The organism is Faecalibacterium tardum, assembly GCF_040096515.1.
Taxonomy (GTDB): Bacteria; Bacillota; Clostridia; order Oscillospirales; family Ruminococcaceae; genus Faecalibacterium; species Faecalibacterium tardum.
In genome coordinates this window covers 1-21117 of the sequence record NZ_JBBMEO010000006.1, presented here as the reverse complement: position 1 = coordinate 21117, position 21117 = coordinate 1, and the positions used below count along the sequence as shown (strand labels likewise).

17 protein-coding genes are annotated in these 21117 nt (G+C 59.9%); 10 read left to right on the top strand and 7 right to left on the bottom strand.

The genetic code is table 11. From position 1 onward, the window contains the following. Nucleotides 1-515: 515 nt before the first annotated feature. From gyrA to dnaA, 7 genes are all read right to left on the bottom strand, one after another. Nucleotides 516-3098 (bottom strand): DNA gyrase subunit A, encoded by a 2583-nt coding sequence (gene gyrA / locus WMO44_RS05970; protein ID WP_349152055.1) that lies wholly within the window; start codon nucleotides 3096-3098, stop codon nucleotides 516-518. Nucleotides 3099-3257: 159 nt separating this feature from the next. Beyond that, nucleotides 3258-5252 carry a DNA topoisomerase (ATP-hydrolyzing) subunit B gene (gene gyrB / locus WMO44_RS05965; protein WP_055186813.1) on the bottom strand — a complete coding sequence of 665 codons (1995 nt, stop codon included), beginning with the start codon at nucleotides 5250-5252 and terminating at the stop codon, nucleotides 3258-3260. A 219-nt stretch (nucleotides 5253-5471) separates the two neighbouring features. Beyond that, nucleotides 5472-5729, bottom strand: a complete 258-nt coding sequence (remB, locus tag WMO44_RS05960) for an extracellular matrix regulator RemB (RefSeq protein ID WP_118658649.1) — start codon at nucleotides 5727-5729, stop codon at nucleotides 5472-5474. Between the two features lie 90 nt (nucleotides 5730-5819). Continuing rightward, the gene (gene recF / locus WMO44_RS05955) at nucleotides 5820-6941 is read right to left on the bottom strand and encodes a DNA replication/repair protein RecF (RefSeq protein ID WP_349152054.1); all 1122 of its coding nucleotides are present in this window, start codon (nucleotides 6939-6941) and stop codon (nucleotides 5820-5822) included. After that, the gene (locus WMO44_RS05950; RefSeq protein WP_015537089.1) at nucleotides 6942-7157 is read right to left on the bottom strand and encodes an RNA-binding S4 domain-containing protein; all 216 of its coding nucleotides are present in this window, start codon (nucleotides 7155-7157) and stop codon (nucleotides 6942-6944) included. 12 nt (nucleotides 7158-7169) lie between these two features. Next, nucleotides 7170-8276: a DNA polymerase III subunit beta gene (dnaN, locus tag WMO44_RS05945; protein ID WP_055186810.1), complete on the bottom strand. Its 1107-nt coding sequence runs from the start codon at nucleotides 8274-8276 to the stop codon at nucleotides 7170-7172. Nucleotides 8277-8673: 397 nt separating this feature from the next. Next, nucleotides 8674-9996 (bottom strand): chromosomal replication initiator protein DnaA, encoded by a 1323-nt coding sequence (gene dnaA, locus WMO44_RS05940; RefSeq protein ID WP_005924255.1) that lies wholly within the window; start codon nucleotides 9994-9996, stop codon nucleotides 8674-8676. Nucleotides 9997-10371: 375 nt separating this feature from the next. Here dnaA and rpmH point away from each other — a divergent pair, with 375 nt between their 5' ends. The 10 genes from rpmH (at nucleotide 10372) to WMO44_RS05890 (ending at nucleotide 20999) form a co-directional block, all read left to right on the top strand. Further along, entirely contained in the window at nucleotides 10372-10506 is a 135-nt protein-coding gene (rpmH, locus tag WMO44_RS05935) for a 50S ribosomal protein L34 (protein ID WP_005924258.1), read from the top strand. 203 nt (nucleotides 10507-10709) lie between these two features. Beyond that, nucleotides 10710-11117 carry a ribonuclease P protein component gene (gene rnpA, locus WMO44_RS05930; protein ID WP_055186809.1) on the top strand — a complete coding sequence of 136 codons (408 nt, stop codon included), beginning with the start codon at nucleotides 10710-10712 and terminating at the stop codon, nucleotides 11115-11117. Further along, nucleotides 11114-11416: a membrane protein insertion efficiency factor YidD gene (yidD, locus tag WMO44_RS05925; protein ID WP_316545081.1), complete on the top strand. Its 303-nt coding sequence runs from the start codon at nucleotides 11114-11116 to the stop codon at nucleotides 11414-11416. The genes rnpA and yidD overlap by 4 nt, the downstream gene beginning before the upstream one ends. A gap of 99 nt (nucleotides 11417-11515) precedes the next feature. Continuing rightward, entirely contained in the window at nucleotides 11516-12577 is a 1062-nt protein-coding gene (locus WMO44_RS05920) for a YidC/Oxa1 family membrane protein insertase (protein ID WP_242958507.1), read from the top strand. A 19-nt stretch (nucleotides 12578-12596) separates the two neighbouring features. Continuing rightward, nucleotides 12597-13742 carry an RNA-binding cell elongation regulator Jag/EloR gene (gene jag / locus WMO44_RS05915; RefSeq protein WP_349152053.1) on the top strand — a complete coding sequence of 382 codons (1146 nt, stop codon included), beginning with the start codon at nucleotides 12597-12599 and terminating at the stop codon, nucleotides 13740-13742. Between the two features lie 224 nt (nucleotides 13743-13966). Next, entirely contained in the window at nucleotides 13967-15778 is a 1812-nt protein-coding gene (locus WMO44_RS05910) for a 5'-nucleotidase C-terminal domain-containing protein (RefSeq protein WP_242651875.1), read from the top strand. A gap of 220 nt (nucleotides 15779-15998) precedes the next feature. Then, nucleotides 15999-17369, top strand: a complete 1371-nt coding sequence (gene mnmE / locus WMO44_RS05905; protein WP_349152052.1) for a tRNA uridine-5-carboxymethylaminomethyl(34) synthesis GTPase MnmE — start codon at nucleotides 15999-16001, stop codon at nucleotides 17367-17369. Between the two features lie 35 nt (nucleotides 17370-17404). Beyond that, nucleotides 17405-19279 carry a tRNA uridine-5-carboxymethylaminomethyl(34) synthesis enzyme MnmG gene (gene mnmG / locus WMO44_RS05900; protein WP_316538000.1) on the top strand — a complete coding sequence of 625 codons (1875 nt, stop codon included), beginning with the start codon at nucleotides 17405-17407 and terminating at the stop codon, nucleotides 19277-19279. A gap of 63 nt (nucleotides 19280-19342) precedes the next feature. Then, a complete protein-coding gene (gene rsmG / locus WMO44_RS05895) occupies nucleotides 19343-20050 on the top strand; it encodes a 16S rRNA (guanine(527)-N(7))-methyltransferase RsmG (RefSeq protein WP_005924286.1) in 708 nt (235 codons plus the stop codon). A 154-nt stretch (nucleotides 20051-20204) separates the two neighbouring features. After that, a complete protein-coding gene (locus WMO44_RS05890) occupies nucleotides 20205-20999 on the top strand; it encodes a ParB/RepB/Spo0J family partition protein (protein ID WP_113991691.1) in 795 nt (264 codons plus the stop codon). Nucleotides 21000-21117 lie beyond the last annotated feature (118 nt).

Sequence of the window (21117 nt, the reverse complement as noted above, 5' to 3'; positions counted from 1 at the left end):
TGTGCACGGGCGCAGCAAACACGCACCAAAACACATGAGTCTCGCAAATGAAAGCAAGCCAGACCGGAAAGCGGTCATTGTGTTGACTTGCTGCGCTCTGCAAAGCGCCTGCTACTCCCCCACGGGTATTGTGATTTCGTTTATTCTAGCACAGTTTCAAGGGGAAGTCCAGACAAACCTGACGGTGAAACGATTTTTAATGTGCTCCGCTGCGCTCTGCACATCAATAGCGGAAGAATCATTTATAATTTCGCGTTTGTCGCGCTCTGCGGAGCGCTCCAAACGCATTTTCACAGGAGGGGTCGTAGAGGAAAACGGCAGTTGCAGCGCCGCTTTCTACGAAAGCGCGGCGCTGCGGAACACGATCTTCTCCCGTGAAAATGGGATAGCGGAACGCCCGCAGGCGTTCCGCTATCCCGAAAATATAAAATAAATTTTCCGCTGAAAATGCCCAAAGCGCACGCGGCGGGCATTCCAAATCGTCCCACGAAAGGAAATATCATTGCGCAGGCAGATTATTCCTTCTCCTCGGGGTCTGCCTCCGGGGCTTCGGTGGCGGCGGCAGCATCGGCGGCTTCCATCTCGGCCAGCTGCTCGGCGGTGGGCTCGGCATCGGCCTCAGAAGCGTCGATCTTCTCGGTCTGTGCTTCGTCGTCGTGGTCGGTGCGTGCCAGCACCATCACCTTGTCGTTTTCGCCCAGACGCATCACCCGCACGCCGGAGCCGTAGCGGCTCTGCAGCGGGATCTCGTTGACGTGCAGGCGGATGATGATGCCCTCCTGACTGCTCAGCAGCACGTCATCCACATCGTCCACGATCTTCACGGCGGCAACCTTGTCGCGGCTCACATCGTAGTTGCGGATGCCCTTGCCGCCGCGGGCAGTGATGCGGTAGGTGTCGATATCCGAGCGGCGTCCCTTGCCGTTCTCGGTCACGGTCAGCACCGTGCCGCCCTCGCGGCAGATGCACACGCCGACAACTTCATCACCCTCCGCCAGACGGATGGCGCGCACGCCGTGGCCGTTACGGCCCATCGGGCGGGCGTTTTCCTCGTTGAAGCGGATGGCCTGACCGTTGCGGGTGGCAACGATGAGCATATCGTGGCCGGAGGTCAGGCGGGTCCATGCCAAGGCATCGCCCTCGTTCAGGGCAATGCCGATCAGGCCGCTCTTGCGGATGTTGGCGTACTGTTCCAGCGGGGTGCGCTTGATCAGACCCTGCTTGGTGACCATGGTCACATAGCCGCCCTCCTGCTCAGCGTTCTTGCTCTGGCAAATCATGTTGGTCACCTTTTCGCCCTCAGCCAGCTGCAGCAGGTTGACGATGTTCATGCCCTTGCTGGTGCGGCTGCCCTCGGCGATGGTGTAGCCCTTGATGCGGAACAGGCGGCCCCGGTCAGTGACAAAGAGCACATAGTCGTGGGTGGAGCCTACGAACATCTCCTGCACGATATCCTCTTCCTTGCGGGTCATGCCGGAGATGCCGCGCCCGCCGCGGCGCTGTGCCTGATAGGTGGCCTTGAGCTGACGCTTGATATAACCGGCCTCGGTCAGGGTGTAGACACACTGCTCCTCGGCGATCAGATCCTCGATATCCACCTCACCGGTCACGGACTGGATCTCGGTGCGGCGCTCATCGCCGAAGCGCTTCTTCATTTCCAGCAGTTCGTCCTTGACGATGGCAAGCACCCGGGCGTCATCCGCCAGAATGGCTTCCCAGTCCTCGATCTTGGCGCGCAGGCCGGCCAGCTCTTCCTCGATCTTCAAGATTTCCAGACCAGCCAGACGACCCAGCTGCAATTTAACGATGGCGTCTGCCTGCGGGTCGTCAAAGCCGAACTGCTCCATGATGGCAGCTTTGGCTTCTGCCATGCCGCCCTTGCAGGCGCGGATGGTGGCGATCAGCTCGTCCACGATGTCGGTAGCCTTCTTCAGGCCTTCCAGAATGTGGGCGCGCTCCTTGGCCTTTTTCAGGTCGTACTGGGTGCGGCGGCGCACCACCTCGTCCTGAAACTCCACATACTTCTGCAGCATCTGCTTCAGGGTGAGCACCTTGGGCACCTTATGGTCGATGGCCAGCATGATAACACCCACGGTATCCTGCAGCTGAGTGTACTGGTACAGCTGGTTCAGGATGACCTGTGCGTTGGCGTCCTTGCGGATATCCACCACGATGCGCATCCCCTTGCGGTTGGTCTCATCGTTCAGGCCGGTGATGCCCTCGATGCGCTTTTCCTTGACAAGGTCTGCCATGTGTTCGATGAGGCGCGCCTTGTTGACCATATAGGGAATTTCCGTAATGACGATCTGGGTGCGGCCGTTTTTGGTCTCCTCAATGGTGGCGCGGCCGCGCAGGGTGATCTTGCCGCGGCCGGTGGCGTAGGCGGCGCGGATGCCGCTGCGTCCCATGATGATGCCGGCGGTGGGGAAGTCCGGGCCCTTGATGTGCTCCATCAGGCCGGGCAGGTCGATGTCCGGGTCGTCGATATAGGCGATGCAGCCGTCAATGACCTCGCTCAGGTTGTGGGGCGGGATGTTGGTAGCCATACCGACCGCGATGCCCTGACTGCCGTTGACCAGCAGGTTCGGGAAGCGGCAGGGCAGCACGCTGGGTTCCTTTTTGGTCTCGTCAAAGTTGGGGTCCCAGTCGATGGTGTCCTTCTCGATATCGGTCAGCATTTCCACCGCCATGCGGCTCATGCGGGCCTCGGTGTAACGGTAAGCAGCCGGGGGGTCGCCGTCCACAGAACCAAAGTTACCCTGACCATCCACCAGCGGATAGCGCAGCGAGAAGTCCTGTGCCAGACGTACCATGGCATCGTAGACCGATGCGTCGCCGTGGGGGTGGTAAGAGCCCAGCACCGCACCAACGGTATCGGCAGATTTGCGGTATGCATGGCTGGGGTCGTTGCCGCGCTCATGCATGGTGTACAGAATGCGGCGGTGGACGGGTTTCAAGCCGTCCCGCACATCGGGCAGGGCGCGGGACACGATGACCGACATGGAATAATCCAGGAAGGCCGTTTCGATCTCCTTTTTGACGTCGCGGATGATCTTTTTGGTTCCGCTGCCCGGTATCATCACATAATCTTCTTCCATTTGTTCCTCCGTAGGGTTTGACCCTCTCAGTCAATGCCTTGCGGCATTGCCAGCTCCCCCGAAAGGGGGAGCTTTTTTCGTGAGAAGGAAAAGTTTATCTTTTTGCCTAAAGCTCCCCCCCTCGGGGGAGCTGGCGCGGGAGCGCCTGAGAGGGTTTTCTTATACGTCCAGCTTTGCGTACTGGGCGTTGGTCTCGATAAAGCGGCGGCGGGGCTCCACCTGATCGCCCATCAGGATGGTAAAAGCTTCGTCAGCCTTTTCGGCATCCTCGATGGTGATCTGCACGATGACCCGGTTGTCCGGGTTCATGGTGGTCTCCCACAGCTGCTCGGGGTTCATCTCACCAAGGCCCTTGTAGCGGTTCACCTTTGCGCCGGGCATCTCCTGCGAGAGAATGGCCATTTCCGCGTCGTTGTAGGCGTACTTGATGGTGTTGCCCTTCTGCACCTTGAACAGGGGCGGCTGTGCCACATACACATGCCCCTGCTCGATGAGGGGGCGCATATAGCGGAAGAAGAAGGTCAGCATCAGGGTGCAGATGTGGGAGCCGTCCACGTCCGCATCGGCCATGATGAATACCTTGTCGTACCGCAGCTTGGAGATATCGAACTCGTCACCGATGCCGCAGCCCAGCGCCAGCACCACCGGCATCAGCTTGTCGTTGCCGTAAATTTTATCGGCGCGGGCCTTTTCCACGTTCAGCATCTTGCCCCACAGCGGCAGAATGGCCTGAATGGCAGAGTCGCGTCCCATCTTGGCAGAGCCGCCTGCAGAGTCGCCCTCGACGATGAAAATTTCGGTGCGGCTGGGGTCTTTTTCGCGGCAGTCTGCCAGCTTGCCGGGCATCCGGCTGGTCTCCAGCGCGCTCTTGCGGCGCACCAGCTCACGGGCCTTTTTGGCGGCGGCGCGGGCGCGGGCGGCCTGGGTAGCTTTTTCAAAAATGGCCTTTGCCACGCCGGGGTTCTCCTCAAAGAACTCCATCAGCTTGGAGTAGACCATGTTGGAAACGAGGGTACGGATCTCGGTATTGCCCAGCTTTGCCTTGGTCTGGCCTTCAAATTCGGCCTCCTGCAGCTTGACCGAGATGACGCAGATCAGACCCTCGCGCACGTCTGCGCCGGACAGGTTCTCGTCCTTGTCCTTCAGCAGGCCGTGGCTGCGGCCGTAATCGTTGAACACGCGGGTCAGGCTGGCTTTGAAGCCCTCTTCATGGGTGCCGCCGTCCGGGGTGTTGACGTTGTTGGCAAAGCTCAAAAGCAGCTCGTTATAGCTGGAATTGTACTGCAAAGCGATCTCTGCCACGCCGCGGTCGGTCTGTCCCTTGAGGTAGATGACGTTGGGGTGCAGCACTTCCAGCTTGCGCTTTTCGCCCAGATAGGTGACAAAGCTCTTGATGCCGCCCTCGTAGCACATCACCTCGGAGCGGTAGCAGGGCTCGCCCTCCTGCCCATCCTCCAGCACGGGGGTGTACAGCTGGCGCTCATCGGTCAGGGTGATCTTGACACCGGCGTTCAGGAAGCTTTCCTCCCGCAGGCGCTTTTCCAGCGTGTCGAAGTCGTAGACGGTGGTGTCCTTGAACATCTCCGGGTCGGGTTTGAAGGTGACCCGGGTGCCGGTGACGCCCTCGGCTACCGTGCCGATGCACTTGAGTGCGCCGTCCGGGTCGCCCCGCCGGAAGGTCTGCTCGTACTCCTTGCCGTCGCGGCGCACATTGACGGTGAGCCACTCGGAGCAGGCGTTGACCACCGAAGCGCCCACGCCGTGCAGACCGCCGGCCACCTTGTAGCCGGAGTTCTCGCCGCCGAACTTGCCGCCGGCGTGCAGGATGGTGTACACCACGGTGACGGCGGGCAGACCGGTGTCGGCCTGAATGTCCACGGGGATGCCGCGGCCATTATCGGTGACCTGAATGATATTGTCCTTTAGGATCTTGACCTCGATGTGGTTGCAGTAACCGGCCAGCGCCTCATCAATGGCGTTGTCCACGATCTCGTACACCAGATGATGCAGACCGCGCTCACCGGTGGAGCCGATATACATACCCGGGCGCTTGCGCACCGCCTCCAGACCCTTCAGCACCTGGATCTCGCTGGCGTTATACTCGTGGTCGGTCGCGGTATCGGCATTTGTACTGGTAATGATTTCTTCTGCCATATCCTTTCTCCCTTTTGTTCATTTTTGCGTTTGTTTTTTCAAATTATAGCAAAGCGGGAACCGGTACACCATGGTGTACTTTTTTCTCGCCGTTTTGTTGTGTTTTCACGCGCTGCCCGCAGCGGGCGTTCCGGCTGGCACGGTGCGGCTTTCCGGGCAGTTCCGGGGCTTTCCCATCCCTCTTTTTTCTGTGGATCTTCCGCCCGTTTTCCGCAAATTTCACTCCACCATCTTTTGCGCTCTGCGGCGCATGGCGGCACTGGACAGCTCCGAAAGATACACCGTATCCACCAGCCCTCCGTCTGCCAGCACATAGCACTGGGGCAGCTCGTCCGAAAGGCTGACCACCGCCCCGTTCTTCTGGGCGTAGTTCAAAAACTCCCGCCCCCGGGGGGAGGTGGTGGTGGTCTCCAGATCAAAGATGCCAATGATATCACGGTCGTTCAGAACATAGTCCCGCCCCAGATGAATATACATACTGTATTTTCTCCCGTGTCTTTTGTTTGCATAAAGTCCACGAAAATTCAGCCTTTTATGCAGTGTTGCTTACAACATTTATCCATGCTGTCAAACCCGGTTCAGCACCCCGCCGTCCATGCGGTACACCTCGCCATCGGTCTTTAAAAAGTCCGTGTCATCGCAGCTGGTCACAAAGGTCTGCTTCTCCTTCATGCAGGTGAGCAGATACTGCTTGCGCCCCTCGTCCAGCTCGCTCAGCACATCATCCAGCAGCAGTACCGGGTGCTCCCCGGTGATCTGCGCCGCCGCTGCGGCTTCCGCCATTTTCAGGCTCAGCACCACGCTGCGCTGCTGTCCCTGACTGGCATACACCCGGGCGGGCTGGTCGTCCAGCAGCAGCTCCAAGTCCTCGCGGTGGATGCCGCACAGGCTCTGCCCGGCGCGCAGCTCCTCCTCCTGCCGCTGACGCAGCAGCTCGGCAAGCCCGCCCGGCGCAAACTGGGCGGCGTAGCGGATGCTCATCCGCTCTGCCCCGTGGGAAAGCTCCGCGTAGTTGGCACAGGCGCGGGGAGCCAGCAGTGTCAGATACTCCCGCCGCCGCTGCTGCAAGGCTTCGCCCTGCGCGGCAAGCTCGGTGTTGAGCACCTCCAGCAGGGTGCGCTTTTCCGCATAGGGGCGTTCCTGTCCGTTTGCGGAATGGCGCAGCAGCGCATTTTTTTGCTGCAAAACCCGCACATAGCGGCGGTAGCTGGCCAGATACCCGGGGTACAGCTGGCACAGCGCAGCATCCAGAAATTTGCGCCGCCCCTCCGGAGCCCCCTTGACAAGGCTCAGGTGGCCGGGGTCAAACACCACCGCCGGAAAGCTGCCCGCCAGTGCCGCCGCCCGCTTGGGCGCTGCGCCGTTTACCGCCGCATAGCGGCCGGGCTTTGCGGCCTCCGGGGTGCCCACGGTCATGCGGATGTGGGCAGGCTCGGCGGGCTCACAGCCCTCCGGCCGGTCCCGCTGGGTGTCGGCTTCCAGCACCGCGAATGCTTCTCCCCGGCGCACAAGCTCGGCATCCTTGCCGCCCCGGAAGCTTTTGCCGCCGGTCAGCAGCCAGATAGCTTCCAGAAGGTTCGTTTTACCCTGGCCGTTGTTGCCGCAGATGACGGTAAGCTCCCGCCCAGGCTCCAGCCGTGCCGCACAAATATTGCGATAGTTCTGTACTTCCAGCGAAAGCAGACGCATTTACTGACCCTGCCCGATCTCTACGCTCTGCCCGTCCAGCTCGATGATATCCCCGGCGCGGCACTTTTTGCCCCGCATGGTGCACACCTCGCCGTTCACCTTCACAGCACCGCCCTGCACCAGCTCTTTTGCTTCGCCGCCGGTCTCGCACAGGCCGGCAAATTTGAGCAGGGCATCCAGCTTGATAAACTCGGTATGAATAAGAATCTTCTGCATAAAACGCGCTCCTTAGTCGTTTTTAAAGCGTACCGGCAGTACCAGATACAAAAAGTCGTTGCCCTCCACCGGCAGCACCTTCACCGGGCTCAACGGGCCGCTGATCTCCATGCGAACCTGCTCGGTGCGGGCGTTGCGCAGCGCATCCAGCAGATAGCGGTTATTGAAGCCGATCTCTACCTCATCGCCCTCGCAGGCGGCGCTGAACTCGTCCACCACGCGGCCGAGGTTTGTCTGGCAGCGCACCACGACTTTACCCTCTGTAAAGGAGATGCGGAGGGGATTTTTTAAACGCTCTGTAATAATCAGAGAGGCGCGCTCGATGGTGGAGATAAAGTCCTTGGTGTCGATGGTCACCCGGGTGCGGCTTCCGGCGGGGATGACGTTGCGGTAATTCAAAAATTCGCCCTCGATCAGGCGGCTCATGATGGTGTAACCGGCGGTGGTGAACACCACATAGCGGCGGTTGGCACTGATGTGCACGTCCTCCTCGTCATCGTTGGCCAGCAGGTGGGAGACCTCGGTCATGGTCTTGCTGGGCACGATGATGCGGATATCCTTCACGGCAGTGATGGGGCGCTCCACGATGGCCAGACGATAGCCGTCCAGCGCTACGATGGTCAGCTTGTCCAGCTCGATCTCGAACAGTTCGCCGGTGTGGGCGGGTTTTTTCTCGTCCTGACTGACGGCGTACAGGGTGCGGTCGATCATGTCCCGCAGCACGCCGGTCTTGATGATCAGGGTCTGCTCCGCGCCGGTGTTGGGCAGATCCGGGAAATCGGTAGCCGGCATGGACTGGATCTCGAACTGTGCCACGCCGCTCTGGATGGTGGTCTTGCCGTTATCCGCAGCCACGATGCTGATCTGACCTGCCGGCATCCGGCTGATCATGCTGCTGAGCAGCTTTGCATTCAGCACGATCTCGCCGGGTTCCTTGATGTTGGCTTCGATGGTGGTCACGATGCCCATTTCCAGATCGTAGCCGGTCAGGGTGAGCTGAAAACCTTCGGCCTTCAGTAAAATGCCCTCCAGCACCGGGATGGACGAGCGCATGGTGACAGCTTTGGAAACGCCGTCGATGGCTGCACTGAGCAGCGTTTTATCGCAGACGATGTTCAAAACAGTATCTCTCCTTTTTTTACACTTCCGGCTTGATCCCTGCCCTTTGGGCTGCTGCCGGAAGGCAGTAATATATTGAACTTGTTGTAGTAACCGTAGTAGGGGGTGGGGAAGATGTTGAAAACCCGGAAATGTCTTGCCGGGAAGCGGGGCTTTGGATTTCCACCGGGTTGTGGAAGACTCGTGAAGGAAATGTTGAAAGGTGGGGAACGGTGGTTCTTTCCACAGCCGATGTGAAGAACTGATGTTAAATGTTGAAAACTAAGTGGAAAGCGTGGAAAGCTTCGCCTTTTTGCCACAAGATATAGGCGTATTTTCCCCATTTTGTTCCGTTTTCTCCCCATATTTTGGGGTCACACCCTGAAAAGAGTATGACTTTTATCTGGTTTTCCCCGGTTTAGGCCTTCACGTTCTTGATGATATCGCTCACGGTCTCCCGCAGATGCTGATCGTTCTTCATGTCCCGCTCCATGGTCTTGAGGGAGTAGACGATGGTGGAGTGGTCGCGGCCGGAAAATTCCCGCCCGATCTCCTCCATGCTCATGCCGGTGACCTCCCGCAGGATATAGATGGCCACGCGCCGGGCAGAGGCCACATTGGCGTTGCGCTTGGTGCCCCGGATGTCGGCAGGGGACACGTTGAAGGTGCGGGACACCTCGCCAATGATCTTTTCGATGGTCACCGGTACCGGCTGGGTCTCGTTGAGGATATCCTTGATGGCGTTCTGCGCTACGCTGATCACCGGCTGGATGCCCTCCAGCATATAATAGGCGTTCAGCTTTTTCACCGCGCCCTCCAGCTGGCGGATGTTGTTTTTCAGGTGGTTGGCAATGAACTCTGCCACGTCCTCGGGCAGATCCAGATGCAGCAGCTCTGCTTTGCGCTTCACGATGGCAACGCGGGTCTCAAAATCCGGCGGCTGCACATCGGCGGTCAGACCCCACTCAAAGCGGGTGCGCAGACGCTCCTCCAGGCTCTTGATCTCCTTGGCGGGGCGATCGGAAGCGATAACGATCTGCTTGTGGGCATCATGCAGGGAGTTGAAGGTGTGGAAGAACTCTTCCTGCGTGGACTCCTTGCCTGCGATGAACTGGATATCGTCCACCAGCAAAAGGTCTGCCACGCGGTACTTCATGCGGAAGTCCTCGGTGCTGCCGGCGCGGATGGCGGCGATCAGCTCGTTGGTGAACTGCTCGCAGGTGACATACATGATGACGAAATCGGGGTGGGTGCGCTTGATCTCGGTCTGAATGGCGGTCAGCAGATGGGTCTTGCCCAGACCGGAGCCGCCGTAGATGAACAGGGGGTTATAGGCCCCGGAGGGATTTGCCGCCACAGCCTGCGCAGCAGCAAACGCAAACTGGTTGGACGGCCCCTTGATGAAGTTTTCAAAGGTGAACTCGTAGTTGCCCTGCGGGGAGGCGGGGTTTGCCTCGTACTGCTGGGCCAGCACTACTTCGTGGGGCGGGGTGCTGGGCACCACAAGGGTGATGTCCACATCAAAGCCCAGCACGGACTTGAAGGCCTCTTTGAGCAGGCCAAGGTACCGGTCGGTGACGATCTTGCAGATAAAATCGTTGCGCACCGACAGGGTGATATGGCTGGAGTCCTCAAAGCTGATGGGCTCCAACCCGTCGATATAGAGATTGTACGTTGGCTCGGCCATCTGCGCCTTGCAGTACATCTGGGCCGCTTCTAAAACGTCCTTGAAAGAATCCATAAAACATCCACTCCATTGAATCGGTCGAAGTTTTCAACAATGCTGCTGATACCACGTTAGTATACCACAAAAATCTCCCTGCGTCTATATTACTATAATGTAATTTATAATACATAAGATAAGCCCCCGCAGCGCCCTTGTGGAAACACGCCCAAAAGACCACAATATCTGGTAGAAAAAAGTTTTCCACAGCAAAATGGTGAAAAAGTTGAAAAGCTTTTAACAGAAAAATCAGAAAAAAGTTTGCAGAAAACTGCAAAAAATGCTTGACAGAACGTCATACTATGCGATATACTGTTGAATTGCAAGCCTGTCCCCAATCTGGGACCGATCAAGACCCCATACCGGGGATAAGTTTTTACGGAGGATACAACCATGAAGAGAACTTTTCAGCCCAAGAAGCGTCAGCGCAAGGAAGTTCATGGCTTTCTGACCCGCATGAGCACCAAGAACGGCCGTAAGGTCATCAATGCTCGCCGTGCAAAGGGCCGCAAGAGCCTGACTGTCTGATCTCTGCCTTGCAGGTGAGATCCGGCGCAGAAATGAATATGCGCACAAAAGACCGCTGATATCCCATTGGCGGTCTTATTTTTTTACCCGTCAAAAGTTTTTTCGTAAAAATGCCCGGATGGGCTTTTAAAGTGCAAAAATTTTTGATATACTGGCTAAAGAGTGCACCCATGTGCACCCGGACGAAAGGAGGTGCCGATGTTATGCGTTATCGTCCGATCCGCCGCAACAGCGAGTTTGGCCGTGTGTACGCCCGCGGCAAGTCCTATGTGAACCCGGCACTGGTGCTGTATGTGCTCAAGACCCGGGGCCGCAACACCCGGGTGGGCCTGACCGCCACTAAAAAGATCGGTCACGCCGTGCAGCGCAACCGCGCCCGCCGCGTGATGAAAGCTGCGATTGACGAGCATCTGGATCACAATATCGGCGGCTACGATCTGATCTTCGTGGCCCGGGGCATGACCCCCAAACTGAAAAGCTGGCAGCTGAGCAGCGTTGTGGCAAAGCTGTTTGCACAGGCCGGTCTGCCGGATAAGGCCAAGCGCCCGGACGCAAAGCCGCCCGCCACCGTGCCCCCTGCCCGCAAACAAAAGCCGGAGTCCCGCGCGTGAACCGGCTGCAAATGCTCTGCCGCAGGGCATTGTGCGTGCCCATCCGCATCTACCAGTACACCCTCAGCCCATGGATCGGCCGCAGCTGCCGGTTTTCGCCCAGCTGCAGCAACTACACCATGCAGGCCATCCTGACCCACGGCTGTGTAAAGGGCATCCTGCTGGGCGCATGGCGCATTGCCCGGTGCAATCCGCTGGGCAGATGGGGCTACGACCCCGTGCCGCCGCCCGGTCGCTGGCAAAGCCCTGCCCGTAACTTGCAGCCTGCAAAGCTGTTTGAAAAGCGGCACAGGGGATAAAGTTTTCGCTTCTTGTGACGCGCTGCACTGTGGGCGGCGTGTCCTACGATAAAAAAATAATGCGTCCCGGGCCACAGCCGGGGCAGAATGGACAAAGGTATGAACTTCTTTTACATCCTGAGCGGTCCTCTCGGCTATGTCATGGAGTGGATCTACAAGCTGCTGCCGAACTACGGCTGGGACATCATCCTCTTCACCCTGCTCATCAACATCGTCAAGATCCCCCTGCAGACCAGCCAGCAGAAGAGCATGGCGAAAATGTCTGCTTTCCAGCCCATGATCGCAGAGATCCAGACCAAGTACAAGAATAAGCCTGAAAAGCAGCAGGAAGAGCTGATGAAGCTGCAGCAGGACTTTGGCTATAAGCCCACGGCCGGCTGCATGCCCATGCTGCTGAATTTCCTTGTCATGTTCGGTGTTATCGGCGTGGTGTATAACCCGCTGGAGCGTATTTTCCACATCAGCGCCGCTGCACTTGCCAGCGCAGGCGAGGCTATGACCGCCGCCGGCATCTCCTTTACCGCCATCACCCGCGATACCAACATCATCGCCGAGGTGGTTGCCGGCAACAGCGGCGTGCTGGGCTGCTTTAGCGCACAGCAGATCGCTACCATCACCGAGTTCAGCCAGCACATGAACTTCTTTGGCATCGACCTGACCCGCATCCCGAAGCTGGGTCTTTCTCTGGATCTCGTGCTGCCGCTGCTGTCGGTCATCACCATGTTCCTGTCCACCCATATCAGCATGAAGGCCTCCGGCCAGCAGATGCAGGGCAGCATGAAGCTGACCATGTATATGATGCCGCTGATGTACCTGTTCTTCTGCTTTACCTACCCGCTGGCATTCTCTCTGTACTACGTCATTTCCAACATCGTCATGACCGCACAGACCCAGGTCATGCGCAAGTTCTATGACCCCGAGAAGATGCGCAAGGAAGTGGAAGCGGAGATCGCCGCCAAGCGCAAGCAGGAAAAGCGCGGTGTGAAGAACACCACCATCACGGTGACCGACCCCAAGACCGGCAAGAGCGTGGAAAAGAACCTTTCCGCCAGCGAGATGAACAAGCGCCGGCTGGAGTATGCCCGTCAGCTGGACGCCGAGCGCTACAAGGACGAGCGCACCGTGCCGCTGAGCGAGCTTGACAAGCAGGATAAACAGTAACAAGGGAGGTAAACGGTTTATGATCCGTACACAGGAATCCACCGGCAAGACGGTGGACGAAGCCCGCGCCAAAGCCTGCGCCCTGCTGGGCGTGCAGGCCGACGATCTGAATGTCAGCTATGAAGTGCTGGAAATGCCCCAGAAGACCGGTTTTCTGGGCTTAAAGACCACCCCCGCCAAGGTGCGCGTGCGCGTGGAACTGCCGGATGCCCCCGCCGCTGCACCCGCAAAGCCGGTGGAGGTTGTGGCAGAGCAGCCTGTTGAGACTGCCGCCCCCGTGCAGGAGACTGCCCCCGTGGCAGAGGAAACGCCCGCTGCTGTGGCAGAGCCTGCCGCTCCCGCCGCAGAGCAGACCCCCGCTGCCGAGCAGCCCGCCGAAGCTGCCGAGGAGGCAGAAGAGGTGGAAGAGCCCATCGTCATCGAAGAGAACGCCAAGGTGAAGGCCGCTGTGGACTATCTGCGGGAAGTCATCACCCTGATGGGCGTGGAGAACGTGACCTTCAGCGCCGTGCAGAAGGGCGAAGCCACCATCATCCGTCTGGACGGTGAAAAGCTGGGCGCCCTCATCGGCCGCCGTGGCGAGACCATGGAGAGCCTGTCCTATCTGGCAAGCCTTGTGGCAAACCGTCTGGAGGGCGATTACATCAAGCTGGGTCTGGATGTTGCAGGTTACCGCGACAAGCGCGAGAGCGATTTGACCGCACTGGCACAGCGCATTGGTGCCAAGGTGCGCAAGACCGGCCGCAGCTTTGCCATGGAGCCCATGAACCCCTACGAGCGCCGCATCATCCACTCTGCCATCAGCAAGATGGAGGGTGTGCGCAGCGAGAGCAAGGGCGAAGGCCGTGACCGCCGCGTGGTCATCTACTCCACCGCACCGGATGCCCAGACTGAGAATACCTACGGCGAGCGCCGTGGCCGTGGCGGCAACCGGAATGGCCGTCGTCCCGGCGGCAACCGCAACGGCGGTTATCGCGGCGAGCGCCGCAGCAATGGCGGCTACCGCGGCAGCCGCAGCGGTGCACCCCGCGGCCCGCGTCCGTCCAGTGTGCCGGAGCGCACCTACGCCCCCCGCGACGCCGAGAGCGCAGCACCCGTAGCACCCAAGCGCACCGAGCGGGTGGACGACTTTGCAGATTTCAGCTTCGGCAAGATCGAGCTGTAATAGCGAAAATATTTTTGAAGCAACAGGACCGGACAGCCCGCAGGCTGTCCGGTCCTGTGTTTTTAAAGTCATTCTTCTCAAAATTTGGAGAAACTGCCTGTTTTTTGCCGAAATCTTTCTCCCAAATGGCAATTGTAAAACAATTGGTCAAGGATTTATACTGTAGTCAAGGGCGTTCTGTTCGTGAAGAACAGACAGAATGATGAAAAGAGAGGTAATCAGCTATGTCTCAGAGCAAGATTTCCCGCCGCAGCTTCCTGCGTGGTGTAGGGGCATCCGCGACCATCGCAGCCGCCAGCTGCATGGCACCCTCTGCAGCCGCCTGTGACATCAAGTCCCTGTGGAGCATGGATCTGCAGATCCTTGCCACCAGCGACACCCACGGCAAGTTCGACCCCTGGGATTACGCCGCCAACAAGGCAGATGCTTCCGGCAGCGTGGCCCAGCAAGCGACCGCCATCAAGCAGTGCCGCACCCGGAACACGCTGGTGGTGGATGCAGGCGATACCATTCAGGCCAACTCCGCAGAGCTGTTCCTGAACGATGACCTGCATCCCATGATCGCTGCCATGAATGCCATCGGCTATGATATCTGGACCACCGGCAACCATGAGTACAACTACGGCATGGATGTGCTGAAAAAGGTCATGGGACAGCAGAAGGCCAAGGTACTCACCGGCAACGTTTACGCACCGGACGGCACCCCGCTGGCCGACGGCTACACCATCATCAAAAAGGGCACCGTCAAGATCGGCGTCATTGGCATGGTCACCCCCAACATCATCCGCTGGGATGCCAAGAATCTGGAGGGCTGGAAGGTCACAAACCCTGTGGACGAGAGCCGCAGGATCATCGATAAGATCAAGGATCAGGTGGATGTGCTGATCGGCGTCATGCACATGGATACCGAGAACGAGTACGGCGTCTATGGCTCCGGCGTCACCGATCTGGCAAATGCCTGCCCCGAGTTCGATGTCATCGTGGGCGGCCACGGCCACAGGAGCATCCCCAACATGATGATCAACAACGTGCTGGTGGTGGAGAACAAGAACGCCGGTGCCACCCTGTCCGAGATCCACGTCTATCTGGAGCGCCAGCTGGACGGCAAGTGGAAGGTTGTGAACCGCACCTCGGAGAACCTGCAGATCAAGGAGTACGAACCCGATCCGGAGCTGACCGCTCTGCTGGCTCCCTACGACACCCGCGCCAAGGAAGATGCTGTCACCCCCATCGGCGAGCTGAAGGGCGGCGATCTGGCCCCCGAAAACGAGATCGACTGCCTGCCGCAGGCCATGGTGCAGGACACCGCTCTGCTGGACTTCATCAACGAAGTGCAGATGTACTACACCGGTGCGCAGGTCTCCGCAACGGCCCTGACCTCCATGACCTCCCAGATGCGCGCAGGCACCATCCGCAAGTGCGATATGGCCAGCATCTACACCTACCAGAACACCCTGTACAAGCTGCAGATGACCGGCGAGCAGCTGCGCCGCTTTATGGAGTGGTCCGCAGCCTTCTTCAAGACATGGAAGCCGGATGAAGTGACCATCGCCTTTGACCCCTCGGTGCGCTACTACCTGTACGATGCTTTTGAGGGCGTCAACTACGAGCTGGACGTCTCCAAGGAGCCGGGCCACCGCATCAAGAACCTCAAGTGGCCGAACGGCAAGGCCGTGAAGGACACCGACACCTTTGTTGTGGCAGTGAACAACTACCGTGCCACCACCCAGCTGCTGACGGCTGCGGACATCTTCCTGCCCGGTGAGGATCTGCCCAAGCTGCTGGAGATCGATGTGCGCGGCGATGTGGGCGGCATCCGCGAGCTGCTGGGCGAGTACATCCGCACCGTGAAGGGCGGCACCATCGAGCCGCACGTGAACAACAACTGGAAGATCGTGGGCAACAACTGGAAGGCCGCCGATCACCAGAAGGCTGTGCAGCTGCTGCGCGAAGGCAAGCTGGCCCTGAATGAGAATGCCGATGCACGCACGCTGCCCGGCAAGGCCATCACCACGGCAGAGATCGCCAAGTTCTAAAAATCAGTTTCCTGTAAAAAGGGGCTTTCCGTGTTGGGACGGAAAGCCCCTTTTTTGTGTGAGAAACAGGCGGATTTTCAACCGTTTCCCGGGAATTGGTTGAAAAAACAGTACCATTCCGCAGCATTTCGTGGTACAATGAAACTGTATTGGTCTCGCTGCTGTGGGCAGATGGGAGCAAGCGGCCAGACCGGACGCGGAAAGGAAGCCAGAAAAAACCATGCAGGAAGCGACCATTGCAGCAATTGCAACAGCACCGGGTGCAGGCGGCATTGCCGTGGTGCGCCTGTCCGGCGCAGAGAGTTATACCGTGGCTGCCCGGGTGTTCCACCCGGCAAACCCGGCAAAAAAAGTGGAAGAAGCTAAGGGCTACACCGCGCTGTTCGGGCATTTTGTGGACAGGGAAGAAGCCTTTGATGAGGGCGTGGCCCTGTTTTTCCGCGCGCCCCACAGCTACACCGGTGAGGACGTGGTGGAGCTTTCCTGCCATGGCGGAAATGCGGTGGCCCGCCGTCTGGTGGAAGCCTGCCTTGCGGCGGGTGCACAGCCTGCCGCCCCCGGCGAGTACACCCGCCGTGCCTTTTTGAACGGCAAGCTGGGTCTGACGCAGGCGGAAGCGGTCATGGACCTGATCTCGGCAGACGGGCGGCAGGGGGCCGCACTGGCCAATGCGGCGCTGGGCGGTGCGCTGGCGAAAAAGATCAACGCTCAGAAAGCCCAGCTGACCGCCCTGCAGGCGCATCTTGCTGCATGGGTGGACTTCCCGGAGGAGGATGTGCCGGAGCTGGACCCCGCCCATCTGCGCACCGTGCTGGGCGCAGTGCGGGAGGAACTGGACGGCCTCATCCGCAGCTACGATGCCGGTGCGGTGCTGCGCGAGGGCGTGGACTGCGCCATTGTGGGACGCCCCAACGCGGGCAAGTCCACCTTGCTCAATCTGCTGGCGGGCTTCGACCGCGCCATCGTCACCCCGGTGGCGGGCACCACCCGCGATGTGGTGGAGCAGGCGGTGCAGCTGGGAGATATCCGGCTGAACCTCTTTGACACCGCCGGTCTGCGGGAGACAGAGGACGCTATTGAAGCAGAGGGCATCCGCCGCAGCTGGAAAAAGCTGGAAGAAGCTGGGTTGATTTTGGCTGTCTTTGATGGCTCCGAGCCGCCCAGCCGGGAGGACTTGGCGCTGGCGCAGCGCTGCGCCGGCCGCCCCGCCATCGCCCTTGTCAACAAGGAGGACAAGCCCGCCCGGTTTGATGCCGAGCGCATCGCCCCCTATTTTGCCATGGTGCTGCCGGTCTGCTGCCGGGAAGAGGGGAGCCGCAAAGTCATCGCCGCTGCGGTGGCGCGGCTGCTGGGCACCGGCAGCATCGACCCCCATGCCGCCAGCCTGTCCGGGCAGCGGCAGCTTTCCGCTGCCCTCCGCGCCCGGGACGCCGTAGCCGGTGCACTGGATGCCGCCGCCGGCGGCTTTGGACTGGACGCCGTTTCGGTCTGCGTGGATGACGCACTGGACGCCCTCTGCGACCTGACCGGCGAAAACGCCTCGGAAGCCGTCATCGAACAGGTGTTCGAGCGGTTCTGTGTGGGGAAATAAATTCAAATCATTGATTAGAGGAAACCCGAAAGTATATGAACCACTTAGGAGATTATGATGTCATCGTCATTGGCGCTGGCCATGCGGGCATCGAAGCCGCCCATGCAGCTGCTGTGCTGGGCGCAAAAACGGCCGTTTTTACCATGAGTCTGGACGCCATCGGCAATATGCCCTGCAACCCCAGCATTGGCGGCACCGCCAAGGGCACGCTGGTGCGGGAGGTGGACGCGCTGGGCGGCGTGATGGGTCTGGCGGCAGACGCCACCTATCTGCAAAGCCGGATGCTGAACAAGGGCAAGGGCCCCGCCGTGCACGCACTGCGGGTGCAGACCGACCGCCGCCGCTACAACGAATACATGAAGCACGCGCTGGAACAGACCCCGGGGCTGGCTATCCATCAGGCCGAGGTGGTGGCGCTGGAAGTGGAAAACGGTCATGTGAAGGGCGTTGTCACCCAGCTGCACGGCGAATACACCGCCAAGTGCGTGGTGCTTGCCACCGGTACGAACCTCGGCGGCAAAATTTTCGTGGGTGATGCGTGGTATGCCTCCGGCCCGGACGGCATGCACGCCGCCAACGCCCTGACCGACAGCCTGAAAGCCGCCGGTCTGCCGCTGCGCCGGTTCAAGACCGGCACCCCCGCCCGGGTGCACCGCCGCAGCATTGATTTTTCCAAGCTGGAATGCCAGCCTGGCGACCCGGACAGCGAATTGCAGCCCTTCAGCTTTCTGACCGATGCCCCCATGCACAACAAGGTGGAATGTTGGATCGCCTACACGAACCCGGAGACCCACAAGATCATTCTGGATAACATCCAGCGCAGCCCGCTGTACGGCGGCATGATCGAGGGCGTCGGCCCGCGCTACTGCCCCTCCATCGAGGATAAGGTGGTGCGCTTCTCCGGCAAGGACCGTCACCCGCTGTTCGTCGAGCCCTGCGGCGAGAACACCGAGGAAATGTATTTGCAGGGCGCGTCCAGCAGCCTGCCGGAGGACGTGCAGAACGCCTTCTACCACAGCATCAAAGGCTTTGAGCATCTGGAGATCATGCGCCCCGCCTACGCCATCGAGTACGACTGCGTAGACCCCACCAGTCTGGAAGCCACGCTGGAAAGCAAGGTGGTGCGGGGTCTGTACGGAGCAGGGCAGTTCAACGGCACCTCCGGCTACGAGGAAGCCGCCGCGCAGGGTCTGCTGGCGGGTCTGAACGCCGCCCGCAACGCGCTGGGCTTAGAGCAGCTGGTGCTGCCCCGGCACACCAGCTATCTGGGCACGCTGGTGGACGACCTTGTGACCAAGGGCGTCATGGACCCCTACCGCATGATGACCAGCCGCAGCGAGTACCGGCTGACCCTGCGGCAGGACAACGCCGACCAGCGCCTGACCCCCATCGGCAGGGAATACGGCCTTGTGCAGGATGACCGCTGGGCAAAGTACCAGCACACCCAGCAGATCTTGGAAGCCGAGCGCCGCCGCCTGCACGAAGCACACCTGCGCACCGCAGACCTGCGTGCCGCCATGGAAGCCGCCGGTCTTGCCCCTGCCGCCGAGGGCGGCATTGCCGAGGAGCTGCTGCGCCGCCCGGAGATCAGCTACCCGCTGGTGGCGGGCATCATCGGCTGGGGCGAGGAGATCACCCCCATGCTGGCGGAGCGGCTGGAAACGGAGATCAAGTACGCCGGTTACATCGCCCGACAGGACAGGATGATCCGGGAGGTGGCACGCCACGAAAAGACCCTCATCCCGGAGGATTTCGAGTATGCCGCCCTGACCGGCCTGACGCTGGAAGCCCGGGAAAAGCTTGCCCGCATCCGTCCCCGCAATCTGGGGCAGGCGGGGCGCATCCCCGGCGTTTCACCCTCCGATGTGGCGCAGCTGAGCATCGCACTGGCAGGGAAACAACAAAAATAATACGAAATTGCGATAAAATAAACAATTGTGCTACCCCGACCACCTGACAGAAAGGACAACACTATGATCGACAAACAGCGGTTGGAGGAAAAGTGTTCCACATGGAACATTGCCCTCACCGGCACCCAGCTGGATCAGTTGGATGCCTTTGCCCAGATCCTTGTAGACTACAACCAGAAGGTCAACCTGACCGCCATTACCGACCCGGAGGGCATCGAGGACAAGCATTTCCTCGACAGCCTGCTGTTTGCCAGCCAGCCGGAAGTAGCCGGGCGCATGGTAGACGTGGGCGCCGGGGCAGGCTTTCCGGGCATCGTGACCAAGATCTTCAAGCCGGAATTGGAACTGACCCTCATGGAGCCCACCGGCAAGCGGGTGGAGTTTTTGAAGTACGCCTGTGCCCAGCTGGGTTTGACCGGGGTGGAGTTTGCCAAGGAGCGCGCCGAGGAAGCTGCCCGCAAGGTGTGGCGGGAGCAGTTTGATCTGGCTTCTGCCCGCGCCGTGGCAGCCCTGCCCATGCTGGCAGAATACTGCCTGCCGCTGGTAAAGGTGGGCGGCAACTTCCTTGCCATGAAGGGTGCTTCCGGGGAAGAGGAGCTGACCGCCGCCCGGGGGGCCATCAAAAAGCTGGGCGGCGAGTACCGCGAGACCCGCACTTTGCACCTGCCCGGCGGCGACACCCGCACGCTGATTTTGTGCAAAAAGATTTCGCAAACTCCGACAGCATATCCCAGAAACGGCGGTAAAATTGCAAAAAGCCCGCTGAAATAACGCATAATTTGACGCAACCTGTAAGACCCTGCCGAACGAAATTTCTGGCGGGGTCTTTCTTTGTGTGCTACACTGAGGCTGAACAGGTTTTCCACGATTTCCCGGAGAAATGTGGAAAAACCGAAGGTTTATTTCACAGGAAAGGGGCAGCATCATGTTTGAACGCAAGAAACCGTCCGGGAAATTACTCTCTCTGCCCATCGACCAGATCCACCCGTCGCCCTTTCAGGCGCGAAAAAGCTTTGACGAGCAGGAGCTGACGGCGCTGGCGCAGAGCATCCGGGAGAACGGTCTGCTCCAGCCGGTCACGGTGCGCAAGGCGGCAGAAGGCTACGAGCTGGTGGCAGGGGAGCGGCGGCTGCGCGCCTGCCAGCTGGCAAAGATGACCACCATCCCCGCCATCCTGTGCAGCTACGCCGACGACCGCACCGCTGCGCTGGGTCTGCTGGAAAACATCCAGCGCGCCGACCTGAACCCCTTTGAACAGGCGCAGGGGCTGCGGGATGTGATGGTGCTGTGGGACTGCACCCAAGCCGAAGCCGCCAAGCGTCTGGGCATGGCGCAGCCCACCTTTGCCAACAAGCTGCGGTTGTTGCAGCTGACGGCAGATCAGCGGCAGTTTGTGCTGGACAACAACCTCACCGAACGACACGCCCGCGCGGTGCTGCGCCTGCCGGAGAACCGCCGCAGCGAAGCGCTCATCACCATCGCCAAGCGCCGCCTGAACGCACGTCAGACCGACAGCTACATCGAGCAGCTGCTGAACAGCCCGCCCAAGGCCGGGCACCGCATCTCCATGGTGCGGGACGTGCGCATCTTTGTCAACACCATCGACCACGCCATCCGCCTGATGACCGACAACGGCGTGCCCGCCACCGCCCACCGGGAAGAGAAGGACGGCTACATCGAGTACACCGTGCGCATCCCCACCGCCGCTGCGGAGAAGTGAATTGTTCCATGTGGAACAGCGCTGCGGGGTAGGAGGTGGTAGCCGAGGGATGTTCTCTTTTGGTGGCAAAAGAGAACCAGAAAACCACCAGCGATTTCGACGCGCTGGAGCCACGGAT